Genomic DNA, 22,462 nt, shown 5'->3' on the forward strand with positions numbered 1-22,462 from the left:
ATTTTTCGTTCGCTCCAAGCCACCGCCAACGGTACAGGCCGCCGCTCAACCCCCGTGCGAGGAGATGCAAAACATGGCAACGAGACTGTCAGCGGCCGGGAAGGCTGAACTTCATGCCTCGGGCGTCGAACGGCAGCCGATCTTCGCGCGCATCTGGCGCGGGTCCACGAGGCCCGCGGATTTAGAGGAGTACACGCGTTATCTCTACGAATTCGGCGTACTGAAGATCGAACGCATGCAAGGCTGCCTTGGCGTTCAAATGTTTCGCAGGCTCACCGAAGACGCAGGCGAATTCACCGTTACGTCATTCTGGCCGACACTCGATTCCATTCGCGTCTGGTCAGGTGACGATCTCACCCGGACCCGGCATCTGGAGAAGGATCCGGATTTTCTCCTGGAACTGCCGGAGCGGGTCACGCTTGTCGAGGTCTGTTCCAACGACTGGGTGATCCAGGCATAGAACCGCATCGACAAGCGAGTTAGTCGGCGTCCATATCCGCCATTGCCTTGGCGACGTCCCTGCCGTGCGTTACCGGGATGACCTTGAAATCGATCAAGTCGGCCCAGGCAGCCACCCAGCGCTGAAACAGGCTGACGTCATTGCACTCCATCACCTGAAAGCATTGCGTGAGATCGGCGCTTACCCAACTCTCGACGAAAGCAAGACCATCGGGGCATTGCCTGCCCTTTTCGCGGAAGCGCCGATAGACGGACGCCGCGTCCCCATTGGGGAAATTTTCGACGATCATGAACATCATGGCGTGGCTCCCTTCGCGATTTCTTTTGAGATGGCCTGAAAGGAGACAAGACTCCGGCAACGGTCCGCCTGCGAGCAAGTGAAACCTCCTCACCTCTGAGTGGGTGGCTTTTATCCGGCGGAGCCGCGCTTGGGCGATGTTCCGAAGCTTTCGCGGTAGCGCCGTGCGAAATGCGACCGCGAAGTGTAACCTGCTGCCTCCGCGGCGGCACAGCTTGGTGCTCCCGACAGAAGGGCGTCGCGACCCGCCTGGAGACGCTCCTGGCGCAGGATGTGGCGGAATGAGCACCCTTCGTTTGCGAGGCGCCGGCGCAGTGTGGATGCACCCAGTGCCATCGAGGCGGCGATACGCGCGACGGACCATTCACCCGCCGGATCGGATCGCACGAGCCAGGCGACACGTTCGGCCAGGCTGGTCTCAAAAAGCGGCCGCGCGGCGGTGCAGGGGCGCAAAATGGTCAGGACCTCGCTCAATCGCAGTGCCTTGACGCGCTCGCCCGTATCGCTGTCGGCAATCGCGGTCGCCGCATGCACGAGAGCGTCGACAAGGTCCATGCTCAAGGGCGCCTGGAAGCGTCTGCCAGCGTCCGCACCGGTCTCGAAAGGGGCAGCGCCGTCGGGTGCGATGCCTCGCGGCAGGGACGCGACCTCGAGGAGCAGCGACTCGTAGGGCGAAGAAAGGCTCGCCGGCACATTGACCACGTCCATCGGGACCTTACTCGGCAGGATGAAGACGGTGCCGGGCTCGAACGTATATGCGACATCCCCGAGCCAGACCTCTTTCTGGCCGCGCAACATGATGCCGAGGATGGGGGAGGGAAGCTCTACCGATTTCAGCCGTTCGCGATCGATCGAGCAGTAAGAAAACAACTGATTGCCGTGGAAGAAACGTCCATTCGTGCCAGCGGGCGCCATCAGGTGGCGCAGCCGCGTGACAAGGGCGGATTTGAGTTCGGTTTCAGCGTCGTTTTTGAAATGCATCGTCATGCCGAAGATATAGCGCATCGGGAAACGCTGCTGAACCGGCGAGGCGAGCGTTTCGGGTCCAAAATCGATCGAAGCCGGGCCTTGACGCCGTGCGCGCCAGGACATGCTCGCGCCTCCAACAGATGGAGATGTAAAATGAAATCGCTGACCATGCCGATCATGGCATTCGCTCTGACCGCGTCCAGCGCCAGTGCGGCGGAACTGGAACTGTGGCGCCTCGACTGCGGCAAGATCGAAGTCAGGAACCTTGCTCTGTTTTCCGATACCTATAACTACGACGGCCAGCAGCGGACCTTGACCGACAGTTGCTACGTGATCCGTCATGACAAAGCGTACATGTTGTGGGACACCGGGTTGCCCAAGGCCCTGCTGGGCGCCAAACCCGATCCCACAGCGGCTCTTGAGCCGAGCCTTTCCGCGGATATCGAAACGCAGCTCGCCGAGATCGGCCTCAAGGCCGGCGACATCACATTGGTCGGCATCAGCCACAACCACTTCGACCATGTCGGCCAGGCCGCCAGCTTTGCCAACGCAACGCTGATGATTGGGGCCGCGGACTTCGCACAGTTCAAGGCCGTGCCGCTGCCTTTCGCTGTCGACCCAGGCCTGATCAAGCCCTGGCTGACAGGAGGCGCCAAAGTCGATCAGATCACCGGTGACCGAGACGTCTTCGGCGATGGCAGCGTGACGATCCTTTCCACGCCGGGACATACGCCGGGCGAGACCAGCCTGCTGGTGCGGCTGAACAAAACCGGTCCCGTTCTGCTGTCGGGCGACGTGGTGCATTTCGAGGAGCAATTCGCCAATCGTGGAGTGCCGCCCTTCAACTTCGATCGCTCGCAGACGCTGGCATCGATGGATCGGCTGACCGGGATCGCCAAGCAGCTGAACGCCAAGCTGATCGTCCAACACGATGCCTCCGACGTCGCCCTGCTGCCGGCATTTCCGAAAAGCGCCGACTGAAGTGGGCGTGGGCGAGAGCGTCGCGCGAGCAATGAGGTGAGGGGCGCCGCACCGGCGCCCCTTCTTGGTTTGCATGGTGCTTTCAGGCTTTCCGGTTTTGGTCGGTGCGCGCCTCTATGGCCTTCACCACCGCGATCATATCGAGATCGCCATGGCCAAGCGCCAAGGTTTCCTCATAGAGGTCGCGGCAGACGTCGAGAACGGGCGAGGCGACACCGCCGCTTCGCGCAGCTTGCGAGATCAGCCGGCCATTCTTCAGCACGTCCGCAATGGTGGCGTGGGCGGAGAAGTCGCCCTGCACAAGCTTCGGCGCCTTCAGACGCGAAATGTCACTGGCCATCTGGCTCGCAGCCAGCACCTGTACCACCTGATCGAGGTCCAGACCGCCACGCTCAGCAAAATGCAATGACTCCATAAGGCCGGTGACAGTCGCCAGAAGCAGGATATTGACGGCGAGCTTCATCAGAAGTGCCTTTGGCACGGCGCCGCAAGTGATCGAACTCTTGCACATTGGCGCCAGACAAGCACGCGCGGCGGCGACCGCTGCCGGGTCGCCGGCAAGCATCGCCACAAGTTGTCCGGCCTCGGCGGGTTTGCGCGAGCCTGAAACGGGAGCCTCGACATAGGCGCCTCCCGCCGCGCGAATATCGCATTCCAGGGAAAGGGAGTAGTCGGGGGATGTCGTCCCCATGTGAACGATGACGCGACCGGTTACGCGGGTGGAAAATCGGCTCGAAGACCGGTCAAGTACGGCGTCGATGGCCTCTCCGTCGCTCAGCATCAGGATAATGACGTCACAGGAAGCGAAGAGGTCGTCGGAGCTGGCGGCAACCCGAGCGCCAGCCCGCTTGAGCGCCACGGTCTTGGCTGTCGACCTGTTCCAGACGGTGAGGGGACCGGCATTCGCCAAATTCATCGCCATTGCCGAGCCCATGTGGCCCAATCCGATGAAGCCCATGCGTGGCGCCTCGCTCATACCAGACCTCCTGCAGCATGTTGCTCGGCCAGGCGCGACGGACCATGTTCCGGCGCCGGGGTCGACGCGTACCTACACAGGCGGTCAGGGCAAACCAATGGACAAACATTTGAGGCCGATGAGCATCTTTCACTTGTCGTCGGCGCAGGATGAAGCCGAATCCAGAAGGATGGCCGGCGGCTGTATGTTGATCAAAATATCCTGGCTTTTGGGGATCTCGGCTTCGATCAGGGATGTACGCGGCGGCAAGACGCGGTGTCATGGGTGAGAAATCGCGTATAGTGGTGCCGGAAAACGCAGGTGGTCAGGGATAAATCGTGGAGTCATGGAAGCCTAAGATAGAAAAGGGGCCGGCGCCGCTATACGAGCGCATCGCCGACGCCATCCAGCATGACATTCACGCCGAGAGACTCGCGCCGGGAACGCGTCTGCCCGCTCATCGTGATTTGGCGCACGCGCTGTCAATCGGCACCGGTACTGTCACCAAGGCATATGGCGAGGCCGAACGCCGTGGTCTCTTGTCCTCCCAAGTCGGCCGAGGTTCGTTTGTCACCGCTGCGAAACACGAACCGGGCCAGACTGCGGCCGGTCCCGTCGATCTTGCCTATAATTTTCCTCCTGTCGGCCTGACATCGCGCTATCTGGCCGAGGCCATGGGTCGCCTGTGGCGCCGCCAGGACTTTGCCGCGACCAGCCGCTACACCGCGCCCGAAGGCCTGGACAGTGCCCGCGCAGCAGCACTGCGATGGATACGCGAACGACATGCGCTCGATGTCGCTTCCACCGCTCATCTGATCCAGACGAATGGTGGGCAGCACGGACTGTCGCTGGTTCTGCAGGCCCTGTGCAGAAGCGGCGATACGGTGCTTTGCGAGGCGGCGACATTCCACGGCCTGAAGCTGGTCGCGAGGGCAGGGAATTTGAAGCTCGAAGGGATCGCTCTGGATTCCGAGGGGCTGGTTCCGGAAGCGCTGGAAAAGGCCGCTGCTTCGACAGGCAGCAAGGTGCTCTATCTGGTTCCGACATTGCAGAATCCAACAGCATGCACCATGACGGCAGGCAGGCGCCGCGAGATCGCGGCGATCGCGCGGCGGCATCAGTTGTTCATCATCGAGGATGACGCCTACCGTGCCATTGCAGGCGCCGGCTCACCTGCCGCCTTGGCCGATCTGGCGCCCGAAAGAACATTCTATATCGCGTCTGTCTCGAAAAGCATTTCTCCAGGGCTCAGGCTGGCATTTGTTCTGGCGCCAGACCTCTTCTGGCGTGAGCGGATCTTGAACAACATCGTCGCGGCCGGCTATGCGCCGCCGGCCCAGAACGCGCTCATCTTCGCACAGTGGGTTGAGGATGGTATCGTTGACACGCTGCTTGGCCAGGTTCTCGCCGAAATGCAGTGGCGTACCGCGATGGCCCTTCGCATCCTGGGCAAAGCCGCGTCCGCACCTGGCGCCGATCAGACATTGCATCTCTGGCTGCCTCTCGGCTCGCTACAGTCTGAACGGGCCTATGGCCGTGCATTGCGCTCCGGCATACAGGTGACGCCTCCCGATGCGCCGCTGGTCGGGCAAGGCATCCATGGTCTCAGGGTATGCCTTGGCAGTGTCGCCGACCGCTCCGTGCTCCAACGCGCGCTCGAGGCTGTCTTGCGATCTCTTGGCGAAGAATTGCCGGGCAGCTCCGCCATCGTCTAAGGCGTTGCCCAAAATCCGATTGAGGACGAACTCGTCAGGCCTGCCCTTGCGCAACAAGCCTCAGGTTTCTCGACTGGCCAACCTGGATTCTTGTTTCCTGCAGGCGCGGCGGAGCTGATGTGGATTGCGTCTTCAGCTCTTGCAGGATCCAGTTCCGGAACGATTTGATTTCGGGTCGATCGAACGACTTGTGTGTTCCGACCAGCCAGTACCTCGTCTCGAGCGTAATCGCCGGGCCGGCCAATTCCCTGAGATCACCGGACTCGATGTAGCTGTCCATGACCGGCTTGCGCCCCATTGCTATGCCGAGCCCCTGGATCGCTGCCTCGGCGGCCAGCTGTATGGTGTCGACGTTGATCCTGCGCGATCCCGTCGCCGGTTGGAGGCCCTTGGCCCTGAACCATGCCATCCAGTCTTCGGAAGCAGCCGTGACATGGATCAGCGGAGCCCTTTCGATCAGCCGGATGTCGTCTGGCGCGCCATGTCTGTGGGCGAAATCCGCGGAGCAGACGGGTACGAAGGTTTCGGCAACAAGCTCGGTCCACGATTCCACCGGTCGCGATGACGTGGCCATGCGGATCGCCAGATCGAATCCGTCGGTCAGAAAATCGACATGCCGCCGCGCCGTGTCGATGGTGATGCTGATGTCGGGATAGCGCTCCGCAAATTTGGGCAACCGCGGCAGAAGCCAGCGATTTGCGAATGTCGGTGCCACGCTGACGGACAGGGTGCCTGTTGCCTTGCGCCGCCCAGGAAACACCTCGGTCGCGCCAGCCAGTATCGTCAGTGCGTGGTGCACTTCCCGCGCGTAAGCCTGTCCTGCCTGGGTCAAGGTCAGCCCGCGAGCGTCGCGCAGGAAAAGCTCCGCGCCAAGCCAATGCTCAAGGGTCCGCAATCCATGGCTGACCGCGCTGGGCGTTACGTGCACTTCCTCTGCCGCTTGTTTGAAACTGCCAAGTCGGGCCGCGGCTTCGAAAAGACGCAAGGTGTTCATGGGCGGTAGTCTGAAACCCATCCCATTCTCTCCTCAAACCATGTGCCGTTGATTTCAGCGTGCAATCTACTCACATCGGCATTGTACCTAAGTCAATGTCGATATTGTCTCTGATACAATTTTGAGGACGGGGTGAACGCCTTTCAGGACGGACAAGCAGGACTCGTTTGCGGCAGCGATGCTCAGCCTCGACATTTCGATGAATAGATCATTAGGGGAGGTTGGCGTGGCGATTGGCTCTGGACGAACGGCCACCGATGGCGCGCGCGGCCCGATGCGGCAATTCATCGAATTCGTCAGAGTTCTGATAAACAGGCGTCGCTTGGTTGAACTGCTGGAGATGAACGATCACGAGTTGCGCGACATCGGATTGACGCGCCAGGATGTGAAGCAGGTGTTACGGCTGCCCCTTTCCACGGATCCATCCGGGGCGCTCAACGAGATAGCCCAGCGTCGGATTGCAGGACCGGATATGGAGCGCAGTCGCGATCATCCATAGACCACTGCAAGAGGCAGGCCAGAAGCCCGACCACGATCATGGCAGCCCAGGCCAAGACGTAGGAGGCCGTGAGATCGTAGGACAGCCCGCCCAACCACGCCCCGGCGAAGCCGCCCACCTGATGGCTGAGGAAGGCAATTCCAAACAGGGTGTTGAAGTGTCGAAGGCCGAACATCCTTGCAATCAGGCCCGACACCAGAGGCACCACCCCTAGCCACAACAGCCCCATGACAGATGCGAATGCCAAGGTCGATATCGAGCTTGTCGGGCAGGCCACGAAGCCGGCAATCGCAAGGGTGCGCAAAAGATAGATCAAGACGAGAAGTTGTCTGGGGCTATGCCGCGCGCCCAGCCGACCCGTCACGTAGGAGCCGATCGCGTTTGATATTCCGATCACTCCCAGAGCCAGAGCGCTGACCTCGGCGGATATTCCGCATATGCCGAGATAGGTGGGCAGATGCACGGTAATGAACTGCAGTTGAAACCCGCAGGCAAAGAAGGCGAGCCCCAGGGATATGAAGCCAGGATGCCGCAATGCCTGGCCGACCGCGGCCCTTGTGGGTTGCGCCGCCGCCACGGAATTCTCTTCGCGAGCCGACACCGGCTTGCCGCCGATGAAGATCGAGATTGGGGCAAGCACAAGGGCAAGGCCGGCAAAGGCAAGCGCGGCCGACTGCCAGCCGGCCTGGTCGATCAACCGTTGACCGAAAGGCGCTATGACCAGGGTTGCAAGTGAACCAACCGCCGAGGCAATGCCTACGGCTTGAACGCGCCTTGTCGCCGGCACGCTGCGCGACACGGCGCCAAGCACGACCCCAAAGCCACATCCAGCAATACCGATGCCGCATAGAATGCCCGCACCGATGTCGAGGGCGGCCCCGTTGCCAGCCAGGCTCATCAACAGCAGGCCGAGTGCATAGACGATCGAGCAAACGATCAGCACGGGCCGGGGGCCGTAGCGGTCACCGGCCATGCCGATGAAGGGTTGGGTCAGGCCCCAGACCAGATTCTGCAACGCAAGCGCGAAGCCGAATGCGCTCGCCGAGACGCCGACATCGACGCGCATTGGTGCAAGGAAGAGACCGAGGCTCTGGCGCAATCCCATGCAGATCGACAGGATCGCACCGCCGACGATCATCAAGAGCAGCGGCGATGGCGATGCACGGTTCGGCATCTTGCCTGAGGGCGCGATTGAAGGGCTCAACACGGATCGATGCTCCAAGATAAAACCGGCTGGTCATTGATAAACCAGCCGGTGAAAATCGAAGCTTGAGAACGGCTCAACCCGAGGGAGGAGCGCTCATCTGAACGCGCCGCCGGTCAGGGCAACTGGTTGTAATTGTATTTGCCGTCCTCGCCCTTCTTCCAGCGGTAGACGACATAGTCGGGATTGGTGGTGTCGCCCTTTTCGTTGAAGCTGCGATCGCCGAGCACGGTTTTGAAAATGCCATGCTTCTTGATTTCCTCGGCGACGGTCGCCGGGTCGAGGCTGTTGGCGGCTTTGGCGGCTTCGGCGATCACCTGGACGGAAGCGTAGGAGTAGAGCGTATAGGCCTCCGGCTCGAAGCCGGCCTTGCGGAACGTCTCGACTGCGCCCTTGGCGGCCTCGCGATTGCGGGGATCCGGCGGAAACGTGAAGGTAAAGCCGTCGATGGCGTCTCCGGCGATCGACGAGATCTCCGTCGACACCGTTCCGTCGTCGGACATCATGGTCGCCTTGAGACCTTGATCGGCCAACTGGCGAAGGATAAGGCCGGCCTCGGTGTGCAAGCCACCATAATAGACAACCGTGACACCCGCGTCCTTCATCTTGGCGATAAGAACGGAAAAGTCTACGTCGCCGGGATTGATACCTTCGTACATGACCTCATGCACACCGGCTCCATTCAACGCCTTTTTCGTTTCGTCGGCGACGCCCTGTCCGTAAGGTGTCTTGTCGTGGACGACGGCAATCTTGGCGTCCTTGAAATGCTCTGTCAGATAGGCGCCCGCGACGATGCCTTGCTGGTCGTCGCGACCGCACATGCGAAACGTGTTCCACAGGCCGCGCTCGGTGTAGCGCGGGTTCGTCGAGGCGGGGCTGATTTCGAGCACGCCATTTTCGGCAAGCACTTCCGAGACCGGGATGGAGACGCCGGAGTTGTAGTGACCGACGACAAACTTAACGCCGTCGGCGATGAATTTGTTGGCGACCGAAATCCCTTGTTTCGGGTCGGAAACATCGTCGCCGACGGCGATCTTCAGCTTTTCGCCATTGACGCCACCCGCGGCATTGATGTCATCCACCGCTTGCTGCGCGCCGCGTAGAATCTGGGCGCCGAACGCGGCGTTCGGACCTGTGATCGGGGCGCCGACACCGATAATGACATCGGCGTGCGCGCCGGCGGTAAATGCGGCAAGGGCCGCAACGGCCATGGCCGGGACAAGTCGTTTTCTCATTCCTGTGTGCTCCACTCGTTGGACGGTGAGAATGGTTGTCGCTCCCGCGGCACTCACCCCTCGCCGCGGGTATTCGATGAACCGGCAGGCGTCGAAGCGCTCGCCGGATGTCGACCGCGGGACGGTCAGACTTTCTCGACGTCGGCCCGACCCAGCAGGCCGGAGGGAAGGAAGATCAGCACCACGATGAGAATCGAGAAGGCCGCTACATCCTTGTAGTCGACCGAGAAATAGGCTGACCAAAGGGCCTCGATGAGACCAATCAGCAGTCCGCCGAGGACCGCGCCTTGTATGGAGCCGATGCCGCCAAGCACGGCGGCGGTGAAGGCCTTGACGCCCGGGATGAAGCCACTCGAGAATGAGATGACGCCGTAGTACATGATGAACATCGTACCGGCGACCGCTGCCAAGGCCGCACCCATGATGAAGGTCAAGGAGATAGTGCGGTCTACGTCGATGCCGAGCATTGCCGCCATCTTGGGGTCCTGCTCGCAGGCACGTTGGGCGCGGCCCAGCGTTGTCTTGTTGACGAGAAACCAGAAGAGAGCCAGCAACGCCGACGTCACCGCCAGGATCACGACTTGCTTGAGTGTCAACACCACGCCGCCGAACTCATAGGTCTGCGAGATCATCGGGGGGATCGGCTTGTTGCGCGGGCCCTGGAGGACCTGCACGAGGTTCGACAGCACGATCGAGATGCCGATTGCCGTTATCAATGGCGCAAGGCGAAACGACCCGCGCAAGGGCCGGTAAGCCACCCTCTCGATCAGCCAGCTCCAAAGGGCTGTCAGCAGCATTGCAACGATCGTCATCACCAGCAAGGCAACAGCTGCCGGCACCGAATAGAACAGGCTGACAAGTATTAGAAACACGATGAGGGCGGTAAAGCCACCGACCATGAAAATGTCGCCATGGGCGAAATTGATCATGCCGATGATCCCGTAGACCATCGTGTAGCCCAAGGCGATGAGAGCGTAGATCGCGCCCAGTGTTACGCCGTTGAGCACTTGTTGTGCGAAATATTCCATGCCGCCCCCCGGGGACCCGCCCCTTCTCGTTGCGCACAAGAGAAGGTGGGCTTCATGGCGTCTCAAGCGACTTGTTCTCGCCTGAGGATGAGAAGCTTTCATTCAGGCGCAGAACGCGGCGTAGGTGGCTGAAAACGGGGGGCGCGTGAATAGCGCTAATGCTGGCTGAGCATCGCTCGCTTGCACCGCCTCGGGCAGGCTGTCTACCAACGTCGCGTACCCACGTACACCCTGCGGATTGACGGCAAGCTTGTGGATGAGCATTGCCACGATCTGCCGGAACGGTTGGCAGCCAGGCAAGACGGCAAGGGTTCCCATTCCTCGCACGCTCTTGGCTGTCGACCGTTCCTCTTTTCCGCCTTGGTCACCTGGATCCGCATCCACAGCGAGGAACAGCTTCGTGACCCGTCTGGCGCCAATCGAGTTCTGGTTCGAATTCTGTTCACCCTACGCGTTTTTTGCCGGGCTGGAGATCGCCGACATAGCCTGCCGTCATGGTAGGCCGATCGTATGGCGGCCGTTTCTTCTGGGGGCGGTATTGCAGGTCACTGGCATGACCCCTCTGCCTGACCAGAAATTGCGGGGTGCCTACGCTGTGCATGACTGGCGGCGATTGGCGCGATTTCACAAAGTTTCTTTTTCGCTGCCGAAGGTTTTCCCGTTCATGTCGCTTGCACCGGCTCGCATGACTTATGCTGTCGAACACCTCGCGCCTTGCATGGCAGGGCCTTTTGCAAGCCATATGTTGTCGGCTCTCTTCGAGCGCGGCGCCGACATAGCCGACATCTCGGTTGCCGCGCGGCTCGGCGCCGAGCTTGGGCTGGATCCGGCAATGCTTGGCGCCGCGGCCACGGATCAACGATGGAAAGATGCCCTCCGCTCGAGAACGGACGAGGCCATCGAAAGGGGGATTTTCGGTTCGCCATTCGTCATTGTCGATGGTGAAGGTTTCTGGGGTTCGGATCGCCTCGGAATGGTCGATCGATGGCTCTCGGTTGGCGGATGGTAATGACACCAGGTGGTGTCCGGCCGTCCTTGTCGCCAACCGCAAACAGGGCCGGCTCGATACCGACCCTGTTTGCGTTTGGAGCAGAAAACTACTCTACGTCGCCGATCTTGCCGTCCTTCCAGGTGAAGAGGCTGAAACTTGGGGAACTGAGGTCGCCATTGCCGCTATAGGCCAGCGTGCCAATCGCTGTTCTTATCTCCTCACCGGACTTGAGCGCTTTTTCGACGTCCTCGACGCTTGCACCTTTCCCGGCCTTTTCGACGCCGTATTTGATGACCTCGACGGCCGCGTAAGAGTTGAGCGTAAACGCTTCCGGCGGAATGTTCTTCTCCTTGAGCATCTTCACGGCATCGGCGGAGGCCGGATTCTTCGTTGCATCGCTTGCGTTGGTGAAGATTGTGCCTGCCGCCGCCTCGCGGGCGATAGCCCAGTACTCCGTGTTGGACAGACCCTCGCCGCCGATGATCTGAGCCTTGATCCCGAGATCCCCCAATTGTCTTGCCAGCAAACCGCCCTCAGGATGGAAGCCCCCGAAGTAGACAACTTCAGCCTGTTCGGCTTTCAACCGCGCGATCAGGGCCGACAAATCCTTTTCACCAGGGGTCAAGGATCCATAGAATACCTCGTTCACGCCGCCGGTGTTCATGACCCGCTTGAAGGCGTCGGCCAGCCCTTTGCCGTAGGTTCCGTTGTCGTGAATGATGGCGACGCGCTTGTCCCGCCAGTGTTTGAGAAAGTAGTTAGCCGAGACTTCGGCCTGCTGGTCGTCACGTCCGCATGTGCGGAACACGTTTGTTAGTCCGCGGCCGGTCAGATCGGGAGCCGTCGCGGTCGGCGTCACCATGAGGACGCCGTTTTCGGCAAAGACATCGGACACCGGTATCGAAACGCTGGACGTGACGGGACCGACAACAAAGCGGACGCCGTCTCCCACAAGCTGGTTGGCGACCGATACGCCTTGCTTGGGATCGCCCATGTCGTCGGCAAGTTTCACGACAACCTTCTCGCCGCCGATCCCGCCCGACCTGTTGATGTTTTCGATGGCTGCTTCGGCCCCGTTTTTCAATTGTTCTCCATATGCGGCAAGCGGGCCGGTCAGGGGCGCCACCAGACCTATCGTGATGTCGGCTTTCGCAGTCGTGGCGCAGACCAGCGCAGTGACGACCGCAAAACCAAAAGTTCTTTTGTAGTTCATTGGTTTCATTATCCTTTCCCCTCCGGGATGAAAGCGAGGCCTACGCGCCTTTCGCATTTTTAAAGGCGTGTGGGCAGCGGGGCGGACAATGGCGGCGGCCGGATAGGTCAGCAAAAGAGAGTTGCTCAACCGTTGTGAGCATTTCTCAAGCGCAAAGCCTGGCAAACCAGGAGGCAAATCAGGCATCAGCAACGTGTTCTTCGGCGCATTGCCACTTGACCTTCGCCTAACCGTCGCTGGATCCTCCGATGAAACCCAATGCCGCAATTCGCTTGCTTCACGACGGTCGACAGCCCGGAGCCGCGCTGCCAGAGCGTTTCGAATTTGGGCTACAGATGAAGTCGGGCGAAGTGCTTGCCGGAAAACCTTGCGGGCGGGAATTGCTGCGTTTCGACATCCTTGTCGTCTTGAGAGAGGGGCCTGACGGAGAGCTCGATTACTCAGGTCCCGCCGTCCATGGCGGGCCCTGCCGGCGGTTTCTCTATCTCAGTTGGAAACGAGCGCGGCCCGATCCCTCATGGTGGGGTTGTCGGATCAAGATTCCATTGCGCGGTATTGCCTTGCTCGTCGCGAAACCGGCCTCGGAATTGTCATTCGAGGCCAATGTCGTCGACCGTCGGCCGCATGACACGACGCCCATATCTTGGCTCGTCGGCGATGCCTGGAGCGGGCATCGAGATTGAGCTGTTCGGCCGATCCCGCCTCAAAAAGGCGGCAGGACATGAACGGTGTTCCGGGAGCTTGGCTTTTTGGGCTTCGATGGCGTGTTCCTTGCACCGGTCGACATCAGACCAGCGGGAAACTTCTGCAGGACGAATTGCAGGATCAATCCGACCAGGAAGAGCCGCACGAAGGGAGCGCGATGCGCCCACTCGCCCGGCAGCCTGGATGTCAAAAGCTCCGATGTCGACCACAATGACCAGATAAGCGCTGCGCCGAGGACCGCGCCCTTGTTGCTTCCGCTGCCGCCCACAATCAGCATGACCCACACAAGAAAAGTTATCTGCAGGGGGTCGGTCGCCTCCGGTCCGATGAATTTGAGATAGTGGGCGGTGAGCGCGCCGGTGAGGCCCATGAGGGCGGCTCCGATGACAAAGCCCTGGATTCGCAGTGCCTCGACGTCCTTGCCTGAAGCGCGAGCGGCGTCCTCATTGTCGCGGATCGCCTGGACGACTCGTCCCCATGGCGAGAGCCTGCCGCTTTCGGCCAGCCAGTAGACCGCCGCGGCCAGAGCCAGGACCAACGATAGAAAGGCCAGCCCGGCCCACATTCCCGTCAGGTCTTCGAAAGGACGCGAAATGTTGGAGATGCCGCGCGTGCCGCCTGTCGCCCACTGTTCATTCTTGAGAACCAGGCGAACGATTTCCGCTATTCCGATCGTGGCTATCGCAAGATAGTCGGCGCGCAATCGGATGCAGATACGGGCCACTGCCCAGGCAAGCAAGGCGGAGAGGGCCATCGCTGCCGGCCATGCGAACACGACAGGCAAATCGAAACCTCCAAGATGTTTGCCTGTCGCGGCTGTTGTCAGGATGGCGCTGGAATAGGCCCCGACGGCAAAGAAGCCGGCAATGCCCAGATTGAACAGCCCTGTCAGGCCCCATTGAATGTTGAGGCCCGTCGCCATGATCGCGTAGATGCCGATCATGGTCGCGAGGGCGATCGCGTAGTTGACGTATCCGATCAAGATGTCCATCTCACCGCACCTTTTCGCCGAACAGTCCATTGGGGCGCCAGATCAGCATTGCCACCATGATGGCGAATGCCACGCCGGTCTTGTAACCAGGCGACAGCAGGGCATCCCCGCCTAGCCAGGGATAGCTGCTGAGTTCCTCGGCCATTCCGATGACCAGGCCGCCGACCATGGCGCCATACGGTCGGCCGAGCCCGCCGAGAATTGCGGCGGCCGATATGGGCAGCAACTGGTCCCAGCCCATATTGGCATGGACATAACCGTCCCAGCCGAGAAACACGCCTGCCACCGCCGCAAGGGAGCCACCAATCACCCATGTGTATCGGATGACCGTCGTCGTCGAGATTCCGGTTAGCCTTGCCAGGTCAGGCGAATCGCTGACCGCGCGCATCGCCTTGCCGAGCCGGGTGCGTGTGAGGAGAAGATGCAAGGCCAGCATGAGCGCAACAGCAGAGCAGCCTATCCAGATGTGGCGATCGACAATGCGGAACGTGCCGAACACTTCCCTCGATTTCTGGATGCCGCGCACATAGTACTGCGACTCCACACCATAGATCAGCTGGATCGCCGCCCTGATCATCAACGCAACGCCGAACGAACTGATGGTCAGGACGAGGGACGGCCGTTTCATCAGCGGGGCGTAGAAAAAGTGGTTGATGCCAAGGCATAGCAGGGATGTCCCTGCCATTGCCAAGGGCAGCGCCATGATCGGATGCAGACCAAACAGGCCGACGCCGGCGAGCGCCAGATAGGCGCCGGCTGTCATCACGTCGCCATGGGCAAAGTGCGTGAAACGCAGGACGCCGAAAAGCAACGTCAGCCCGATGGCTCCAAGCGCATAGATCGAGCCCGAAACCAGACCAGGAATGAGATAGGCATTTACGAACATCAGAGCCTGATCCATCCGGCTAACCTCCCAGAAACATTTCGGCGACCTCCCGGTCGCGCACCAGACCGGCGCCTGTGCCCTCATGGCGGTTTCTGCCGTCGACGAGCACATAGCCGCGGTTGGAGATCATCAAGGCCTGCCTGGCGTTCTGTTCGACCATAAGCACCGCGGTTCCACTGGCGTTGATGTCGATGATGAGCTTGAAAATCTCGTCGGCATATTTGGGGCTCAGCCCGGCGGTGGGTTCGTCGAGCAGGACGATTTTGGGATCGGGCATCAGCGCGCGTCCCATTGCCACCATCTGGCGCTGCCCTCCCGACAGAAGACCAGACTTCTGGTGACGCTTTTCACGAAGCGGAGGAAAGAGGCTGTAGACACGATCTAGTCCGGCGGCCACGTGGGAACGGGAATTGAAGTATCCGCCGAGCTCCAGGTTCTCCTGGACCGTCAGAGAGGCAAAGACGTTCTCCGTTTGCGGAACGAAGGACACGCCTTTCCTGACGATCGCCTCCGGACGACTGTTCGTGACGTCTTCAGTACCGATCAGAATTTTGCCCTGGTGAACGTTCAGCAGACCGAAGGCGGATTTCATGGCTGTCGATTTTCCGGCGCCATTCGGGCCGACGATCGAGACGATTTCACCTGCCTGCAGTCTGATGTTGACGCCATGAAGGATCGGAACGTCAGGGCCGTAGCCGGCAACCAGCCCTTCCAGACTTAGAAGGGTCATTGCACTGTCTCCTTCGCGCTGGAACCGAGGTAAGCAGCAAGCACCTCCTCGTTTCCGCGGATTTGCGACATGGATCCCTGGACCAGGACCGAGCCGGAACACATCACGACCACTGTATCGCAAAGGCTGGCGATCAGATCCATATTGTGTTCGACGATGCAGAACGTCGTGCCTCGTTCCCGATTCAGGTGTACGATCATCTGGCCAAGTTCCGTCAGCAAGGTCGGATTGACGCCAGCGCCGGGTTCATCAAGCAGCACGGTCCGCGCCCCCGACATCATGGCGCGCCCGAGTTCGACAAGCTTGCGCTGTCCGCCTGAAATATTCCCCGCGGGCACGTCGCGGACCTTGGTCAGGCCGAGGAAGGCAAGCGTTGCTTCAGCCTCCGCGACAATCCGTTCTTCGCGTTCGCGTGTCCGGCCAGGACGGAGCAATGCCTTGAGAGGGTTTTCGCCTGGCTGGCCGGCTGGAACCACCAGAAGGTTTTCCAATACGGTTAGTCTGCCGAATTCATGTGGAATCTGGAAAGTGCGAACCAGGCCCTTGTGAAAAAGCCGGTGCGGCGGCAGTCCGGTGACCTCGACGCCGGCCAGCCGAATCCTGCCGGCATCGGGGCGCACGAAGCCGGTGACGATGGAGAAGAGGGTGGTCTTGCCGGCGCCATTGGGACCGATCAGCCCGGTTATTTTGCCTTTCGTGATATCGAAACTGCAATTGTCGACGGCGCGCAGGCAGCCAAACGACTTGCTTATGCCCTCGATCGAGAGCGCCGGCCCGGCCGCCCTCGAGAAGGGAACCACCACATCCGTCATTTCCATTTTCCTCGGGGTGCTGTTGTCACGCGCGGGTCGGCGCGTCGCCGGCCCCGCTCGGTCATCTCGGCTATGCAGCTAGTTTCCAGCTGCAACGGGCGGGCTGACGACCAACTCGCCGCCCTTTACTGTCCACTCCGAAAAAACGCCGCCGACATCGCCATTCCCGTCGAATTCGTGGTCGCCCGCAGCGCCGCTGTAATTGATATCCTTGCCGGCCTTGATCAGCGAAACCGCCTTGGCCCAATCCCCCGGGCCGACCACCTCTCCCGGTGCGTTAGTGACATCGCGCACGGCATTCAGGATCGCTCTACGATCCGTCGAACCAGCTTTCTCGATCGCCAGCGCCGTGATCATTGCGGCATCGTAGCCTTGGGCGGTGAAGGTGTAGCCGAACGTGAATTTGTCGGTCTTGCCATAGAGGTCCTTGAAGCGATCGCTCTGCGGCCCCACCGCGGCGGTCGGGACGGAGCCTATGATACGGCCTTCCAGGTTCTCCGTACCGATGCCTTCCAGCAATGCGGAGACCTTCATGCCGTCGGCGACCGCGAACCTTTGGAATAATCCCGCTTCGAGTGACTGACGCATGATGGTCAAGCCGCTGGAGTCACCGATCGCGAACAGGACAAGCGTCTCGGCGCCACCGCTTGCCAGCGTCGCCAGTTCAGCCCTGTAGGATTCCTTCTTGTCTTCATGGACGCTGTCACCGGCAATCTGGCCGCCGCCAGCGACAAAGGCCGCCCGAAAAGCTTCCGCCAGGCCGACGCCGTAATCATTGTTCACATAAGTGAGCGCGACCTTCTTGATGTCCTTCGACAGCAACAGGCGCGCCATGTAGACGCCCTGGAAATTGTCCGACGGCACGACGCGAAACAGGACCCCTCGGTCGTTGAGGTTGGTGATTTCGGGAGAGGTCGAAACCGGCGAGACCATCAGGACACCCGCAGGACCGGCGACATTGCTGGCTGCGGGAATAGTCTCACCCGAGCATGTGCCGCCGATGATTGCCGCGACCTGTTCGATATTGATGAGCTTGTTGGCTGCGTCCACACCCACTTGCGCATTGCAGGCTGTGTCGGCCGGGATCAGCCTGACCTGCTGGCCCAGAATGCCGCCCGCCTGGTTGATTTCGTCGATTGCCGCCTGTTCGGCGCCGAAAACCTGCTTGACCAGATCCGCAGCGGGGCCGGTCAAGGCCGACAGCGAGCCGATGCGGATTTCAGCTGCCGCCGGATTTGCCAGCGCGACGATGAGCGGCAGCGCCATGGCGGTCATTGCGGTCGGATGGAAGCGTCTGTTTTTCATTTGTCTCCCCTTGTTGGTTCGCCGGATATTCTCAGGACCGGCTGGCACGACAGGACGTTCGGCCGTATCCGGTGCCGCCCTTCACACGGGCGGTTCTCCGATTGCGACGGCCGCAATGCTCCTGCGCTGGAGACGACGCTGTCACATTTGACATGCGCTGAAAATATCAATATCTGGACGATTAAGTTCTAATAATTAGAACGGATGGGGACGTCGAAAATGGATGCCGGTCCGCGATATTTCATCGAGGTTGCCAATCAGGGATCGTTTCGCGGAGCCTCCGAGAAACTGAATGTCGCGGCCTCGGCCATCAGCCGTCAGGTCAAGCTCCTGGAAGAGGAATTCGCAGCCGAGTTTTTCCAGCGCAGCGTCAAGGGCATCGAACTCACCGCGGCTGGCGAAGCGTTCCTGTCCTATGCCCGCGGGGTGGAGGCAGAGCGAAACCGGCTTCGCCAGAGCCTCGACGATCTGAACAAACTCAAGCGCGGTCATGTGCGGATCGCATCGATCGACGGCGTGGTTGCCGGGCCTCTGTCCGACATCATCGCCAGATTTCGAACGATGCATCCAGGGATCACCTTCGACTTGCGCTCCATGGGAACCGACGCTGTCGTCGAGGATGTGCGCGTGGGAAAGGCCGACATCGGCATTGCCTTCCATTCTCCTGCGCGCGAAGGCGTTCGCGTTGTCCATCGCGTGCAGGATCCACTCTATGCAGTCGTCGGCAAGGATCATGAACTGGCAGAACGTGATGCAATCAGCGTGGCGGAGCTGGCCGAGCTGCCTCTGGCACTTCCCGACGCCAGTTTTGGTATCCGCAAATTGGTCGATGGTTGGTGCGTCACGCGCAAACTACGTCTCAAGGTGGTTCTGGAGACCAATTCCATCGAGGCGCTGCGCGGCTATGCGCGCTCGGGTGCAGGCGTCACGCTGCTGCCTTATCTGTCGTCGCGGCGCGATGTGGAAACCGGCATGGTCCGGGCAATCCGGCTCGACGTCGAAGAACTGAGATCCTCGTCCGTTGAAGTGTGCGTTCATGCCGACAGGCTGGCGCCGATAGCGGCCGAAGCGTTTCTCGAGAGCCTGGTTCTGTTGCTTGCCGGAGAAAAATTGCCGTTATGACCAGATAGCGGCTCCCACTATCGTTCTATTTATTAGATCGCTAAGTGCAATATTCTGATATTTTCAGAGCGTGAGGAATGTGACAGTTTCGCCCCCATCGCAAAGGTTGATCGGGGAATGCAGGTGGCCAAGGATCGTATTTACTCACCCTTCGACGGCCGGGTCGTTGGCGAGATGCCGCTGGCCACCGAAGCAGAGGTAGAGGCAGCGGTCGGTGCTGCCGTGGCTTCGTTCCAGACATACCGCCGCCTGCCGCGCTTCGTTCGCGCCGACATACTCCAGCGCGCCTCGGAGTTGCTGGGCAAGCGTCGCGAGGAAGCGGCTGCACTGATCTCGGCAGAGGCGGGCAAGCCCCTCTATGACGCGCGTGGTGAGGTGGCGAGGTCGATCTTCAATCTCTCCAACGCCGCCGCCGAAGCGCGCCGCATCGCTGGCGTGGAAATACCGCTCGACATGGATGGCGGGATTTTCGCCTACCAGACGACTGGTGACGGCGGCGCGCGGATCGACCTGTCCGACATGGACCAGCAAGCACTTGTCGCCGGCAGCCGTCGCGTCGGCTTGGCACGCCGGTTTCCGATCGGGCCGGTGCTTGCGATAGCGCCGTTCAATTTTCCGCTCAATCTGGTGCTCCATAAGGTTGCGCCGGCACTGGCGGTCGGCAATTCAGTGGTGCTCAAGCCGGCACCGCAGACGCCACTGACATCCGTGCTGCTTGCCGAGATTCTGACCGAGGCCGGTTTGCCGGACGGCGTCTTGAATGTGGTCCATTGCGCCGTTCCTCTGGCGGAAAAAATGGTACGGGACGACCGCTTCCATATGGTCACCTTCACGGGCTCGGCGCCGGTCGGATGGCACATCAAGTCGATCGCGGGCAAAAAGAAGGTTGCGCTCGAACTTGGCGGCAATGCCGCGGTGATCGTGTGCGCCGACGCCGATCTGGAACTGGCGGCGGCGCGCTGCGTGCGCGGTGGCGTCGTCTATGGCGGGCAGTACTGCATCGGTGTCCAGCGGATCCTGGTTCATGAAAGTGTCCGCAAGCCCTTCCAGGAAAGCCTGGTGCGCAAGCTGCGCGACTGCAAGGTTGGTGACCCCGCTTTGCCCGACACCGATGTCGGCCCCGTCATCGACCAAAGATCGGCGGCCAGGATCAAGTCGTGGATCGACGAAGCGGTCGAGGCCGGCGCGAGGATTGTCATTGGAGGCGGCAGGGCGAATTCCATCGTTGAGCCAACGCTTCTGGCTGGCACGAAACCGGGGATGAAGGTGGAGGACGAGGAGATATTCGGCCCCGTCATGACCATCAATTCATTTGAGCGCTTCGGCGACGCGGTGTCTCGCGCCAACGCCACGCGCTACGGCCTGCAGGGCGGATTGTTCACGCGCGACCTGCGCCAGGCTTTCACCGCGCTTGAGGATTGGGACGTGGGCGGCCTGATGATCAACGACGTGCCCATCTACCGTATCGACAACATGCCCTTCGGCGGCTGGAAGGAATCCGGCATCGGCAGGGAGGGAACAAGGTTTGCAATGGAAGAGATGAGCGAGCTGAAGCATCTCGTCATCAACTACCATTGAAGAAAATCAAAGGAGAAAATCGTGACTAGAGGTCATGCATCGCAAATAAAGCCTGCCAAGATCGGGCTGATCGGCGGTCTAGCCATCCGCGCAGGAATTTTCTACTACGACCAGATCCTCAGAAGGTACAATGACGCCCAAATCCCTCTGGACCTGATCCTGAGGCATGCCAACGTCAACACCGTCCTCGAAAACATCAGCGTTGGAAATCGGCTTGGGCTTGGCAACTACCTGGGGTCATTGGCCAACGAATTGTTCGACGCCGGTGTCGACACGGTATCGGTGACGGCCGTCGCGCCGCATCTGGCGATCGACGAGATCAAAAAGGCGTCCAAAGGGCCAATCGTCAATGTTCTGGAATCCATCGCCGGAGGCCTGAAGACGGCAGGTCTGGAACGTGTGGCGATCCTCGGCAACCGGGCCGTGATGGCGACCGACATCTTTGGCTCGGTGCCACGGCAAATGGTGGTCAAGCTCGATCCCAAGGAGATCGATGTCGTGCACGATACCTACAACGACATCGCGCTCTTTGGTAAGCGCGGCACAAAGGCGGAAGTCGAATATTTCGGCAATCTTGCCGACGACCTTATCACAAGGCGGGGCGCGCAGGCCGTGGTCCTGGCAGGGACCGATCTGTCTTCATTTTACGCCGAGCAGAAGCCTGCCTTTCCGTTCCTTGATGTTGCCGAACTGCACATCGATCAGATCCTGACAAGGATCTGATCGCTTCCAAGACCGCTGGTTTGCTGGGGCGCCTTGAATATGACTTCTCTCTCTCAACTCAACGTTGCCGTTTGGCGATATGACCGCACACAGGCTCTCTACGATGGGCGGGTCACGTTCGGTGACCGTCCTGCAGCCATGATCGACAAGCCGCTGGAGGAAATATTTTCCAAGGCATTCTCGTCCGCGGAGTACGAAATAAGCGAGCTGTCGCTCAGCAATTATCTGCGGGCGCGTGTGGATGGCGAATGCGCCTACCGTGGAATTCCGATCTTCCCGTCGCGGAGTTTTCGCCACGGCGCTTTCTACGTCCGGATCGACAGTCCGATCAGGAGTCCACGAGATCTGATCGGACGCAAGGTGGGCGTGCGGGAATATTCCATGACGGCGGCCTTGGCGGCCCGCGGCGGGCTGCGCGATCAGTTTGGCGTCGAGGCCGACCAGATACGCTGGATAGTCGGCGATGTGAATGAGCGCGAACGAAGCGACATACAGTTGCCCAAGCTCTATAAGAACGTTTCGCTGGAATTGGCGCCCGGTGGCGCGCTGCTGGACCCTCTGCTGTTGGCCGGCGAGATCGATGCGATCCTGGCCTACAAGCCGATCAAAAGTACGCTGGGCGAGAAGCCGCTATCCCGGCGGCTGTTTGCGGATCCTGAAGCGGTCGAGAAAGACTACTATGCCAAGACCGGCGTCTTCCCGATCATGCATCTGGTCGGTGTGCGCATTGTCGATGCAGCGACCGACGCGTCGCTTGTGAGCGATATCTACAATGCGTTCGCGCATGCACAGCATATCGCGAACGGCGATCTCTCCTATGAACAGGCCTTGAAAATCGGATTGCCATGGCTGCGCCAGGAACTCGAACGCACCAGAGCGGTCATGGGCCAGGATTACTGGCCGAACGGTTTTTCGGCCAACCGCAAAGTGCTGGAGACGATGATCGACTGGTCGTTCAAGGACGGTCTGATTTCCCGCAGAATTGCTCCGGAAGAGCTGTTCTTCAGCGAGATGCTTTCGACCTGAGATATCCGAATTTCCCGATATTTTTCCGGCGCTCGCCATGACG

22 protein-coding genes are annotated in these 22,462 nt (G+C 60.4%); 9 read left to right on the top strand and 13 right to left on the bottom strand.

Going from position 1 to position 22,462, the window contains the following annotated elements; genetic code table 11:
• Positions 1-73 precede the first annotated feature (73 nt).
• A complete protein-coding gene (locus FJ967_RS03820; RefSeq protein ID WP_140730371.1) occupies positions 74-460 on the top strand; it encodes an antibiotic biosynthesis monooxygenase in 387 nt (128 codons plus the stop codon).
• Between the two features lie 19 nt (positions 461-479).
• Here FJ967_RS03820 and FJ967_RS03825 read toward each other — a convergent pair whose 3' ends face one another.
• On the bottom strand, positions 480-758 hold the full coding sequence (locus FJ967_RS03825; RefSeq protein ID WP_140730372.1) for a DUF3303 family protein: 279 nt from the start codon (positions 756-758) through the stop codon (positions 480-482).
• 110 nt (positions 759-868) lie between these two features.
• Positions 869-1,849, bottom strand: coding sequence for a helix-turn-helix domain-containing protein (locus tag FJ967_RS03830; protein WP_246675159.1), 981 nt, complete (start codon positions 1,847-1,849; stop codon positions 869-871).
• 30 nt (positions 1,850-1,879) lie between these two features.
• On the opposite strand from FJ967_RS03830, the gene FJ967_RS03835 reads away from it, so the two are divergent.
• The gene (locus FJ967_RS03835) at positions 1,880-2,707 is read left to right on the top strand and encodes an N-acyl homoserine lactonase family protein (RefSeq protein WP_140730373.1); all 828 of its coding nucleotides are present in this window, start codon (positions 1,880-1,882) and stop codon (positions 2,705-2,707) included.
• A gap of 82 nt (positions 2,708-2,789) precedes the next feature.
• Here FJ967_RS03835 and FJ967_RS03840 read toward each other — a convergent pair whose 3' ends face one another.
• Positions 2,790-3,683, bottom strand: a complete 894-nt coding sequence (locus FJ967_RS03840; RefSeq protein WP_140730374.1) for an NAD(P)-dependent oxidoreductase — start codon at positions 3,681-3,683, stop codon at positions 2,790-2,792.
• A 317-nt stretch (positions 3,684-4,000) separates the two neighbouring features.
• Here FJ967_RS03840 and FJ967_RS03845 point away from each other — a divergent pair, with 317 nt between their 5' ends.
• Positions 4,001-5,377 (top strand): PLP-dependent aminotransferase family protein, encoded by a 1,377-nt coding sequence (locus tag FJ967_RS03845; protein ID WP_210243543.1) that lies wholly within the window; start codon positions 4,001-4,003, stop codon positions 5,375-5,377.
• Between the two features lie 34 nt (positions 5,378-5,411).
• On the opposite strand, the gene FJ967_RS03850 is transcribed toward FJ967_RS03845, so the two are convergent.
• From FJ967_RS03850 to FJ967_RS03870, 4 genes are all read right to left on the bottom strand, one after another.
• A complete protein-coding gene (locus FJ967_RS03850; protein ID WP_210243544.1) occupies positions 5,412-6,371 on the bottom strand; it encodes a LysR substrate-binding domain-containing protein in 960 nt (319 codons plus the stop codon).
• Between the two features lie 434 nt (positions 6,372-6,805).
• A complete protein-coding gene (locus FJ967_RS03860; RefSeq protein ID WP_140730378.1) occupies positions 6,806-8,077 on the bottom strand; it encodes an MFS transporter in 1,272 nt (423 codons plus the stop codon).
• A gap of 113 nt (positions 8,078-8,190) precedes the next feature.
• Positions 8,191-9,309, bottom strand: coding sequence for a branched-chain amino acid ABC transporter substrate-binding protein (locus FJ967_RS03865; RefSeq protein ID WP_140730379.1), 1,119 nt, complete (start codon positions 9,307-9,309; stop codon positions 8,191-8,193).
• A 125-nt stretch (positions 9,310-9,434) separates the two neighbouring features.
• Positions 9,435-10,337, bottom strand: coding sequence for a branched-chain amino acid ABC transporter permease (locus tag FJ967_RS03870; RefSeq protein WP_140730380.1), 903 nt, complete (start codon positions 10,335-10,337; stop codon positions 9,435-9,437).
• Positions 10,338-10,737: 400 nt separating this feature from the next.
• Between FJ967_RS03870 and FJ967_RS03875 the strand changes: the two genes are divergently transcribed.
• Complete coding sequence (locus FJ967_RS03875) at positions 10,738-11,346, top strand: 2-hydroxychromene-2-carboxylate isomerase (protein WP_181175662.1); 609 nt, start codon at positions 10,738-10,740, stop codon at positions 11,344-11,346.
• A gap of 88 nt (positions 11,347-11,434) precedes the next feature.
• Here the strand turns inward: FJ967_RS03875 and FJ967_RS03880 are convergent, their stop codons facing one another.
• Positions 11,435-12,541, bottom strand: coding sequence for a branched-chain amino acid ABC transporter substrate-binding protein (locus tag FJ967_RS03880; RefSeq protein WP_140730382.1), 1,107 nt, complete (start codon positions 12,539-12,541; stop codon positions 11,435-11,437).
• Between the two features lie 248 nt (positions 12,542-12,789).
• On the opposite strand from FJ967_RS03880, the gene FJ967_RS03885 reads away from it, so the two are divergent.
• Positions 12,790-13,224 carry a DUF5990 family protein gene (locus tag FJ967_RS03885; protein WP_140730383.1) on the top strand — a complete coding sequence of 145 codons (435 nt, stop codon included), beginning with the start codon at positions 12,790-12,792 and terminating at the stop codon, positions 13,222-13,224.
• A 20-nt stretch (positions 13,225-13,244) separates the two neighbouring features.
• On the opposite strand, the gene FJ967_RS03890 is transcribed toward FJ967_RS03885, so the two are convergent.
• The 5 genes from FJ967_RS03890 to FJ967_RS03910 form a co-directional block, all read right to left on the bottom strand.
• Positions 13,245-14,237: a branched-chain amino acid ABC transporter permease gene (locus FJ967_RS03890; protein WP_140730384.1), complete on the bottom strand. Its 993-nt coding sequence runs from the start codon at positions 14,235-14,237 to the stop codon at positions 13,245-13,247.
• Position 14,238: 1 nt separating this feature from the next.
• Positions 14,239-15,138 (bottom strand): branched-chain amino acid ABC transporter permease, encoded by a 900-nt coding sequence (locus FJ967_RS03895; protein ID WP_140730385.1) that lies wholly within the window; start codon positions 15,136-15,138, stop codon positions 14,239-14,241.
• 4 nt (positions 15,139-15,142) lie between these two features.
• On the bottom strand, positions 15,143-15,853 hold the full coding sequence (locus FJ967_RS03900; RefSeq protein ID WP_140730386.1) for an ABC transporter ATP-binding protein: 711 nt from the start codon (positions 15,851-15,853) through the stop codon (positions 15,143-15,145).
• The gene (locus FJ967_RS03905; RefSeq protein WP_140730387.1) at positions 15,850-16,665 is read right to left on the bottom strand and encodes an ABC transporter ATP-binding protein; all 816 of its coding nucleotides are present in this window, start codon (positions 16,663-16,665) and stop codon (positions 15,850-15,852) included. Before FJ967_RS03905 ends, FJ967_RS03900 begins: the two co-directional genes overlap by 4 nt.
• Positions 16,666-16,743: 78 nt before the next feature.
• Complete coding sequence (locus FJ967_RS03910; protein WP_140730388.1) at positions 16,744-17,970, bottom strand: ABC transporter substrate-binding protein; 1,227 nt, start codon at positions 17,968-17,970, stop codon at positions 16,744-16,746.
• Between the two features lie 219 nt (positions 17,971-18,189).
• Between FJ967_RS03910 and FJ967_RS03915 the strand changes: the two genes are divergently transcribed.
• The 4 genes from FJ967_RS03915 (at position 18,190) to FJ967_RS03930 (ending at position 22,419) form a co-directional block, all read left to right on the top strand.
• A complete protein-coding gene (locus FJ967_RS03915) occupies positions 18,190-19,092 on the top strand; it encodes a LysR family transcriptional regulator (protein ID WP_181175663.1) in 903 nt (300 codons plus the stop codon).
• A gap of 117 nt (positions 19,093-19,209) precedes the next feature.
• A complete protein-coding gene (locus FJ967_RS03920) occupies positions 19,210-20,670 on the top strand; it encodes an aldehyde dehydrogenase family protein (RefSeq protein ID WP_140730390.1) in 1,461 nt (486 codons plus the stop codon).
• Between the two features lie 21 nt (positions 20,671-20,691).
• The gene (locus FJ967_RS03925; protein ID WP_210243546.1) at positions 20,692-21,393 is read left to right on the top strand and encodes an aspartate/glutamate racemase family protein; all 702 of its coding nucleotides are present in this window, start codon (positions 20,692-20,694) and stop codon (positions 21,391-21,393) included.
• Positions 21,394-21,531: 138 nt separating this feature from the next.
• Positions 21,532-22,419 (top strand): ABC transporter substrate-binding protein, encoded by an 888-nt coding sequence (locus FJ967_RS03930; protein ID WP_140730391.1) that lies wholly within the window; start codon positions 21,532-21,534, stop codon positions 22,417-22,419.
• Positions 22,420-22,462 lie beyond the last annotated feature (43 nt).

Source organism: Mesorhizobium sp. B2-3-4 (assembly GCF_006442315.1).
GTDB lineage: Bacteria > Pseudomonadota > Alphaproteobacteria > Rhizobiales > Rhizobiaceae > Mesorhizobium.